The sequence below is a fragment of the Aliiroseovarius sp. genome (genome assembly GCF_030148435.1).
In the GTDB taxonomy this organism is placed as follows: domain Bacteria; phylum Pseudomonadota; class Alphaproteobacteria; order Rhodobacterales; family Rhodobacteraceae; genus JASBTN01.
The window spans coordinates 26,472-34,962 of sequence record NZ_JASBTN010000057.1 but is presented as its reverse complement, the minus strand read 5'-3'; the positions used below and the strand labels follow the sequence as shown (position 1 = coordinate 34,962).

5 protein-coding genes and 1 pseudogene are annotated in these 8,491 nt (G+C 64.4%); 4 read left to right on the top strand and 2 right to left on the bottom strand.

The genetic code is table 11. The features are described 5' to 3' along the window. Positions 1 to 223 (top strand): annotated as a pseudogene (locus tag Q1V43_RS10690) (IS1595 family transposase); the annotation flags it as partial. Positions 224 to 408: 185 nt separating this feature from the next. Here Q1V43_RS10690 and Q1V43_RS10685 read toward each other — a convergent pair. Next, positions 409 to 1,020, bottom strand: coding sequence for a class I SAM-dependent methyltransferase (locus tag Q1V43_RS10685; protein ID WP_300517582.1), 612 nt, complete (start codon positions 1,018 to 1,020; stop codon positions 409 to 411). A 155-nt stretch (positions 1,021 to 1,175) separates the two neighbouring features. Here Q1V43_RS10685 and Q1V43_RS10680 point away from each other — a divergent pair, with 155 nt between their 5' ends. Further along, positions 1,176 to 3,743, top strand: coding sequence for a PBP1A family penicillin-binding protein (locus tag Q1V43_RS10680; RefSeq protein WP_300517579.1), 2,568 nt, complete (start codon positions 1,176 to 1,178; stop codon positions 3,741 to 3,743). Between the two features lie 565 nt (positions 3,744 to 4,308). Beyond that, a complete protein-coding gene (locus Q1V43_RS10675; protein WP_300517576.1) occupies positions 4,309 to 7,263 on the top strand; it encodes a ribonuclease E/G in 2,955 nt (984 codons plus the stop codon). Positions 7,264 to 7,346: 83 nt separating this feature from the next. On the opposite strand, the gene Q1V43_RS10670 is transcribed toward Q1V43_RS10675, so the two are convergent. After that, positions 7,347 to 7,598: a sulfurtransferase TusA family protein gene (locus Q1V43_RS10670; RefSeq protein ID WP_300517573.1), complete on the bottom strand. Its 252-nt coding sequence runs from the start codon at positions 7,596 to 7,598 to the stop codon at positions 7,347 to 7,349. 125 nt (positions 7,599 to 7,723) lie between these two features. On the opposite strand from Q1V43_RS10670, the gene Q1V43_RS10665 reads away from it, so the two are divergent. Next, complete coding sequence (locus Q1V43_RS10665) at positions 7,724 to 8,476, top strand: cytochrome c biogenesis protein CcdA (protein WP_300517571.1); 753 nt, start codon at positions 7,724 to 7,726, stop codon at positions 8,474 to 8,476. Positions 8,477 to 8,491: the final 15 nt, after the last annotated feature.

Below are 8,491 nucleotides of genomic sequence, written 5' to 3'. Positions count from 1 at the left end.
TTATGATCGCGACAAGCCAATCTTCAGTGAAAACGGTGTTCACATCAACGGTATCGAGAGCTTCTGGAGCTATGCAAAACGGCGGCACCAGAAGTTCAACGGGCTTCGGAGAGCCTCGTTTCCGGTGTTTCTGAAAGAAACAGAATTCCGTTTCAACACGCGTGACAGGGACCTCTACAAGATCCTTCTAAAGTCATGTAAAATGAAACCACTCAGGCGCTGAGCTGTGGTAGACCCTGCCGAAAATATCCCCGCCGGAGGCCAAGCGTCCGGCTACGGGCGCGTCGGCCCGACAGCATATTCGAAGAATGTGCGACAGGGCATGAAATCGGAGCGTAGCGACAGCCGCGATCTTGCGCGCGGCTCCCCCCCCTCCCTCCCTCCCTCCGGGCGAGGCATTCGGGGCGCTCACCCCATGTATCGTGCCAACCAGACCGAATGCCCGAAGCACTCCGGATCCTCCGGGGTGAAAGAAATCGGTGCGAACCCGCTGTCCACCAACAGCTTGCGGTATTCCTTCGGGTCCAGCGAGGCGTGATAGACCGGCTGCCCCTCGACCTCGCCAATCGCCTCGCCGGCGCTTGGGCCCGAGGTGAACATCAGCACCGCGCGCGGCGCGGCATGGGCGGCGAAGGTGGCGAACATGGCGCGCTGATCCTCCACCGACAGGTGGAAGAAGGAGTTCCAGGCCAGCACGACCTCGAACTTCTTGCCCAGTTCAAGCCCGCGCATGTCGGCCTCGACCGCCGTGGCGCGCGGCATGTTCTCGCGAAACAGCGCCACCATCGCGGCCGCCCCGTCCACCCCGGTCACGGCACAGCCGCGCTCGGACAGGTAGGCGGCAATCGGCAGGCCCGGGCCGCAGCCCAGGTCCAGGACCCGGCGTGCGGGCAGGCGCGCGGGCGCGTGGTTGAGCAACCGATCGAGCCAGCGACGCTCGAACAGGCTGCGGTTGCGGGCACGGGCGAAACCTTGGGCCACCGACTCGTAGGTTTCCAGGATCATTTCGGGACTGCTCATGCCGCCCCTCGTGACAGGCGGCCCTTGCCCGGACAAGAGGTGCCTGAAAACCCGGGGAAAACAGGCGTGACACCGCCGAAATTTCGCCCGGGGGGTTTTGACCCCCGTGCCGCCACCCGATATAGGGGGCAGGCGAGGCACAACAGGGGGCGCGCGTGGTCCGCTTCATTCTTGGTATTTTCGGGTCCATCTTTACCTGGATCACCCTGTCCATCTTCATGGGCGCGCTGCTGATTGGCGGCGTGTTCTATGCCTATTCTCTGGACCTGCCCAGCCACGAGCAGCTGTCGAACTACACCCCGGCGACGATCAGCCGAATCTATGACGGCGAGGGCCGCCTGATGGATGAGTTTGCCCGCGAACGCCGCCTCTACACGCCGCCCGAACAGATCCCGGACCTTGTGAAATGGGCCTTCATTTCTGCCGAGGACAAGAATTTCTACAAGCACCAGGGCTTCGACATTCGTGGCATTGCCGCCGCCGCTCTGGAGGCGGCCCGGGGCGGGCGCATCCGTGGCGCGTCCACCATCGGCCAGCAGGTGGTGAAGAACTTCCTCCTGTCTTCGGACCGTCGCGCCGAGCGCAAGATCAAGGAGCTGATCCTGTCGGTGCGCCTGGAAAGCGTACTGTCGAAGGACGAAATCCTGGCGCTCTATTTGAACGAAATCGACCTTGGCGTGCGCAGTTTCGGAGTTGCCGCCGCTGCGCAGAGCTATTTCAACAAGCTGCTCGAAGACCTGACCCCGGAAGAGGCCGCCTTCCTCGCCATCCACCCCAAGGCCCCCTACAGTTACAACCCGGCCAAGAACTATGACGAGGCGCTGGAACGCCGCGACTACGTGCTGCGCGAGATGCGCCAGAACGGGTATCTGACCCGCGCGGAATATGACACCGCCGTGGCCACCCCGATCCGCACGGTGCAGACCGGCGATATCGCCCCCTTCCGCGCGTCCATGCCGGACCGCGACTATTTCACCGACGAGATCCGTCGTCAGCTCAGCCGCAACTTCGGCGCGGACGAGTTCTTCAACGGTGGTCTGTCGATTCGGGCCACCGTGGACCCGGACCTGCAGCTCGAAGCCGCGTCTGCCCTGCGCCAGGGGCTTGAAAAATACGACCGCGAGCGTGGCATCTGGCGCCCGACCGGGGTGACACTCACCTCCGAACAGAGGGTTGACGAAGCCACCTGGCGCGATGCCCTGGCCGAGGTGGACATGCCCCGTGACATTCCCGGCTGGCATGTCGCCGTGGTGCTGCGCGTCGGCAACAATGACGCGCGCATCGGTATCGAGGGCGTCGAAGAGGACGAGGACGGCCACTGGATTTCCGCCAAGGATGTCGGCTGGGCGCGACGCTGGGATGCGGAAACGGAACAGGCGGGTGCAAAAGCCCGCGTTGCCGGTGATCTGCTGCGCGAAGGTGAGGTCGTACTGGTCCGGGCCCTGACCAATGAGGCGGATGGCAGTTTCATCCGCTGGAGCCTGCGTCAGGTGCCGGAGGTCCAGGGCGGCTTCATGGCGATGGATGTAAACACCGGCCGTGTGATCGCGATGCAGGGTGGGTTCAGCTACCAGCATTCGGTCTTCAACCGGGCCACACAAGCGACCCGCCAGCCGGGGTCGAGCTTCAAACCCTTCGTCTATGCCGCCGCGCTGGACAGCGGGTTTTCCCCGGCCACGGTGATCATCGACGCCCCGATCGAGGTGGAAACAGGCGCCGGTATCTGGCGCCCGCAGAACGCCTCGCGCGAATTCTACGGGCCGACGCCGCTGCGCACCGGGATCGAAAGATCGCGAAACCTGATGACCGTACGCCTGGCACAGGAGATCGGTATGGACCTTGTCGCCAGCTATGCCGAGCGTTTCGGTGTCTATGACCGGATGAACCCGTTCCTGGCGAACGCGCTTGGGGCAGAGGAAACCACGCTGTTCCGCATGGTTGCGGCCTATGCCATGTTTGCCAATGGCGGCGAGCGGGTCGAACCCACCCTGGTCGACCGGGTGCAGGATCGCTGGGGCCGCACGGTGTACCGCCACGATCAACGCAGCTGCGTGGACTGCGACACCGCCGCGCTGGACCCGGGCTATGGCCCGCGGATCGACTCGGACCGCGAAAGGGTGATGAACGCGATCACCGCCTACCAGCTGACCTCGATGATGCGCGGGGTGGTCGAGCGCGGCACGGCGGCGGGCCGCGTGACCCTGCCCGTGCCCGTGGCCGGCAAGACCGGCACCACCAACGACACCAAGGACGTGTGGTTCGTCGGTTTTACCTCGAACATCGTGGCGGGCTGCTACATCGGCTATGACCGCCCGCGCTCCATGCCCGGCGGCTCGGGCGGCGGCATGTGCGGCCCGGTCTTCAACCAGTTCATGGAACGGGCGGTTGCAAAATATGGGGGCGGACCCTTCGAGGTGCCCGAAGGCGGCCGGTTCATCAAGATCGATCGGTTTACCGGCGAGCGACTGTCGGATGATGCCATCGGCGATAACGTGGTGGCGGAATATTTCCGCGACGGCGAAGAGCCCCTGTTCGGCGTCATGTTCGACGGTGGCTTTGCCATGGGCTCGAACCTGCCCCTGTTCCTCTATGGTGAGGGCGAAACGGAAGGCGAGATCGTGGAACCCGATACCGGCGAAGAAGTGGTGACTTCGGATGGCGAAGTGGTGGTGATCCCCGAAAAGGCGGATTTCGGCTCCTTGTCCTCGGGTGGGCTGTACTGAGCCGGTACCCTGTGCCCAACCCGTCCCGCCCGTATGGGCGCACGAAAAACCGGCGTTGTGACAGGAAGTTATACAATTGGCGCATTTTCGCCATTGTCATTCCTGCCCCCCAGACCTTATGTTCGACACAAGCGGTTCTTGCACATGTGAACGTGCCCGCTTGACAGTTTCGCTGACCTACCCGGTCGCAGGCGCAGATCGCCGCGCGGGGCAGGCCAGACCGAGAGGGTCGGAGACCACGGGCGAACGAGGTCCGAGGGTCCGGCCAGAGGGCCGAAAGGCCGAATAATTTGCTCGATCCGTGGCGCGGTGACGCGCGACGCGGCTTGGGTTCTGAATGGGCGGCACGGGCCGGGTTCGGGGACAAGACCCCACGAAGACCGACCGCGACGCCGGAGAAGAAACGCGATGACGCGCGAGAGGTTCGAGCAAGACGGAAGGGTGGCCCAAGGGTCGACCACAGCCGTGCCGAACGCCGCGCCGTCTCTCGCCCTGACAAGTCACCCCGAGTCCCCCGCCGCTCCTCCAGGAGGGGCAGGCCGACCTTCGGGTGCAATTGGACAACATGGCAAAGAAGATGCTTATCGATGCCACCCACGCGGAAGAAACCCGCGTCGTGGTGGTCGACGGAAACAAAGTCGAAGAGTTTGATTTTGAATCCGAGAACAAACGCCAGCTGGCTGGCAATATCTACCTGGCAAAAGTAACCCGCGTCGAACCCTCGCTGCAGGCCGCTTTCGTCGATTACGGCGGCAACCGCCACGGTTTCCTGGCCTTCTCGGAAATCCACCCGGACTACTACCAGATCCCGGTCGCGGACCGTGAGGCGCTGCTGGCCGAAGAACAGGCCTATGCCGAAGCGATGGCCGCCGAGGACGAGAAACCGAAAGCGCGCCGCACCCGCTCGCGCCGCTCGCGGTCGAAATCCAAGGCCGAAGAGGCCAAGGGCACCGACGTGGTGGCCACCAAGGAATTGGAGGCCAGCCCCGCCGGCATGGATGTTATCGACCTGGACGAAGGCGGCGCGGACCCGACCGAGGGCCAGTCGCCGATGGATCTGGTCGCAGAGACCCCCGTGGCCGATCCCGACGAGGTGAAGGCGGAAGCCGCCGCCGAGACTGCCGTGCCTGTTGCCCCCGAAGGGGACGCGGAGGCTGACGCCGGGGCGTCCACGGAAGACGCATCGGCAGATGCTGCGGAAGATGCGCAAGCGGCAAAGGCGGACCAGCAAGCCGACCCCGCAGCCGGGGACAACGGTTCCGACGACGGTTCGGATGACGACGACGAGGATGACGACGAGGACGCCAAGCCCCTCGACGCCACCGAAAAGGACGACCAGATCGAGTCGGTCGCCGAGGAAGATGTCGCCGAGGAAATCCGCACCCGCCGCAAGCCGCGCCCGAAGAGATACAAGATCCAGGAAGTGATCAAGGTGCGCCAGATCCTGCTGGTGCAGGTCGTCAAGGAAGAGCGCGGCAACAAGGGTGCTGCCCTGACCACCTACCTGTCGCTGGCCGGCCGCTACTGTGTGCTCATGCCCAACACCGCGCGCGGTGGTGGCATCTCGCGCAAGATCACCAATGCGACCGACCGCAAGAAACTCAAGGACATTGCCGCCGAGATCGACGTGCCCAAGGGTGCCGGGCTGATCGTCCGCACCGCGGGTGCCAAGCGCACCAAATCCGAGATCAAGCGCGACTATGAATACCTGCAGCGCCTCTGGGAACAGATCCGCGAGCTGACGTTGAAATCCATCGCGCCCGCCAAGATCTACGAAGAAGGCAACCTGATCAAACGCTCGATCCGCGACCTCTACAACCGCGAGATCGACGAGGTTCTGGTTGAAGGCGAAGTCGGGTATCGCACCGCCAAGGACTTCATGAAGATGATCATGCCGTCGCACGCGAAGAACGTGAAACGGTACACCGAACCGATGCCGCTCTTTGCGCGCTACCAGGTGGAAAGCTACCTGTCGGGCATGTTCAACCCGACCGTGCAGCTGAAATCCGGCGGCTATATCGTGATCGGCGTGACCGAGGCCCTGGTGGCGATCGACGTGAACTCGGGCCGTGCCACCAAGGAAGGCTCGATCGAGGAAACGGCGCTCAAGACCAACCTGGAGGCCGCCGAAGAGGTCGCCCGCCAGCTGCGCCTGCGCGACCTTGCCGGTCTGATCGTGATCGATTTCATCGACATGGAAGAACGCAGGAACAACAACGCCGTCGAAAAGCGCATGAAGGACAAGCTGAAGACGGATCGCGCGCGTATCCAGGTGGGGCGGATCTCCGGTTTCGGCCTGATGGAAATGTCCCGTCAACGTCTGCGCCCCGGCATGATCGAGGCGACGACCCAGCCGTGCAACCATTGCCACGGCACCGGCCTGATCCGCTCGGACGACAACCTGGCCCTGAACATCCTGCGCCAGCTGGAGGAAGAGGGGGTGCGGCGCCGGAGCCGCGAGGTTCTGCTGAAAGCCCCGATCGGCATCATCAACTTCCTGATGAACAACAAGCGCGAGCATATCGCGCAGATCGAGGCGCGCTACGGCCTTTCCGTGCGTATCGAAGCGGACCCGTTCCTGATCTCGCCCGATTTCTCGATCGAGAAGTTCAAGACCGCCACGCGCGTGGTGCCCGAAGCGCCGGTCGTTTCCGTTGACGCCTCGCTAATGAGCGACATCGACGCCGAGGTCGAAGAGGCCGAAGTGGTGAGCACCGTGGACACTGAGGACGAGACCGAAGAAGCGCCCAAGCCCAAGAAGCGCCGCCGTCGTCGTCGTCGTCGCAAGTCGGGTGGTGCTGAAGGAGAGGCTCAGGCCGGGTCCGAGGACGGCGGGGACGGCGTTCAGGACGAGGCTGCCGAGGCCCCGACCGAAGACGCGCCCGCCGAGGAGGCCGCCGAACCCGCGCCCGAGGCCGAAGAAAAGCCCAAGCGCCGCCGCACGCGCCGCAAGAAGGCCGACGAGAAGCCCGAGGAAACGGTTGAAGCCGCCGAAGGTGAAGCCGCCCCGGCCGCCGAAGTGGAGGAGGCAGAGGCCCCCGCCGAGGAGGAAAAGCCCAAGAAGCGCACACGCAAGCGGGCTCCCAAGGCGAAGAAGGCGGAGGAAACCGACGCCAAGGAAGAGGCCAGCGCCGAGGCGGCTGACGTCGAGGCCAAGGACGAGGCCCCGGCCGAGGAAGAGAAGCCCAAGCGCAAGCCCCGGACCCGCCGCAAAAAGGCCGAGCCTGCTGCCGAGACCGCGGCCGCGCCCAAAGAGCAAGCCCCCGCTGCGGAAGCTCCGGCCGACGCCGCACCGGCGGAAGAGGTCGCTGCCGAGGCCCCGGCCGAAAACGTCGAGGTCGAGACCGCGCCGCAGGGCGAAGAAACGCCCGCCGAGGCGCCTGAGGAGGAGATCGTGGTGGCGGAGGTCGAACCGGAACAGGCAGAGGAACCGGCCCTGGCCGAGGCCGAAGCCCCCGCACCGGAAAGCACCGAGCCGCCCAAGCCCAAGAAAAAGGGCTGGTGGTCGCTGACCAGCTGATCTGGCCATCAAGAAAGCAAAACGCCGGGCCCGAGGGTCCGGCGTTTTTCGTTTCCGGGGGGCGTTTGCGGCCTGGCGCCTGCTTACTTCCGTCGGATGAAATAAAGCATTGCCCCGTCGCCTTCTGCCTGGCCCAGGAACTCGTGCCCCTGTTCGGTGCAGAAATGCGGCACGTCGATCACCGCCGCCGGGTCGGTGGCTTGCAGACGCAACACCTGGCCGCTTTCCATCCCCTTCAGCCGCTTGCGCGCCTTCAGCACGGGCAGGGGGCACAGAAGGCCGATGGCGTCGAGGTCTTCGTCGTGATGCATCATCTGGGGGGGCAGCTCGGTCATGGGTCTGACATAGGCCACCGGTGGCGCCCTGTCCATGCCGGGCACCCGGTCAAGCTTTCGCGATATCGCGCCCCTGTGACCGCTTGCCCCGTGACCTCGCGCTGCGAAATCGCTATTTGAAGGACATGTTCGGAATTGACCTCTTCGACGCGAGCCTTCTGCCCGCCATGTTCATTGCCCTTGTTGCGGGCGGTATCTCGTTTCTCAGCCCCTGCGTCCTGCCGATCGTGCCGCCCTACCTGGCCTATATGTCCGGCGTTTCGATGAGCGAGCTGAACGAGGACCGCGCGGCGGCGCGCAAGGCGACGATCACGGCGCTGTTCTTCGTCATGGGCCTGTCGACCGTGTTCCTGTTCCTGGGCTTTGCCGCGTCCTTGGCAGGGCAGTTGTTTCTGCAGAATCAGAGTTATTTCAATATTTTCGCCGGTGTTCTGGTGATGGCCTTCGGCGCCCACTTCATTGGCGCCATCCGCATTCCCTTTCTGCAGCGCGAGGCGCGTGTCGATGCCGGTGACAGGGGCGGCAGCGCGTTCGGGGCCTACCTGCTGGGGCTGGCTTTTGCCTTCGGCTGGACTCCCTGCATCGGTCCGGTCCTGGGGGCGGTCCTGTCGATGGCGGCAAGCGAGGGCGATGTGGCGCGCGGTACTCTTCTTCTGGGCACCTATGCGGCCGGGCTCGGTGTGCCCTTCCTGCTGGTCGCCGCCTTCATGTCGCGCCTGACAGGGCTCATGGGCTTGATGAAACGTCACATGGAGCAGATCGAGCGCATCATGGGCCTGCTTCTGTGGACCATCGGGTTGCTGATGCTGACCGGCGGGTTCTCGGCTTTCTCCTTTTGGCTGCTGGAGACCTTCCCGGCCCTGGCCGTGATCGGCTGAGCGTGGTAAGGTCTT

Excerpts from the sequence above, each read along its gene's own strand:
- Q1V43_RS10665 (WP_300517571.1), top strand. The coding sequence starts at position 7,724 with ATGTTCGGAATTGACCTCTTCGACGCGAGCCTTCTGCCCGCCATGTTC.
- Q1V43_RS10670 (WP_300517573.1), bottom strand. The coding sequence starts at position 7,598 with ATGACCGAGCTGCCCCCCCAGATGATGCATCACGACGAAGACCTCGAC.
- Q1V43_RS10685 (WP_300517582.1), bottom strand. The coding sequence starts at position 1,020 with ATGAGCAGTCCCGAAATGATCCTGGAAACCTACGAGTCGGTGGCCCAA.
- Q1V43_RS10675 (WP_300517576.1), top strand. The coding sequence starts at position 4,309 with ATGGCAAAGAAGATGCTTATCGATGCCACCCACGCGGAAGAAACCCGC.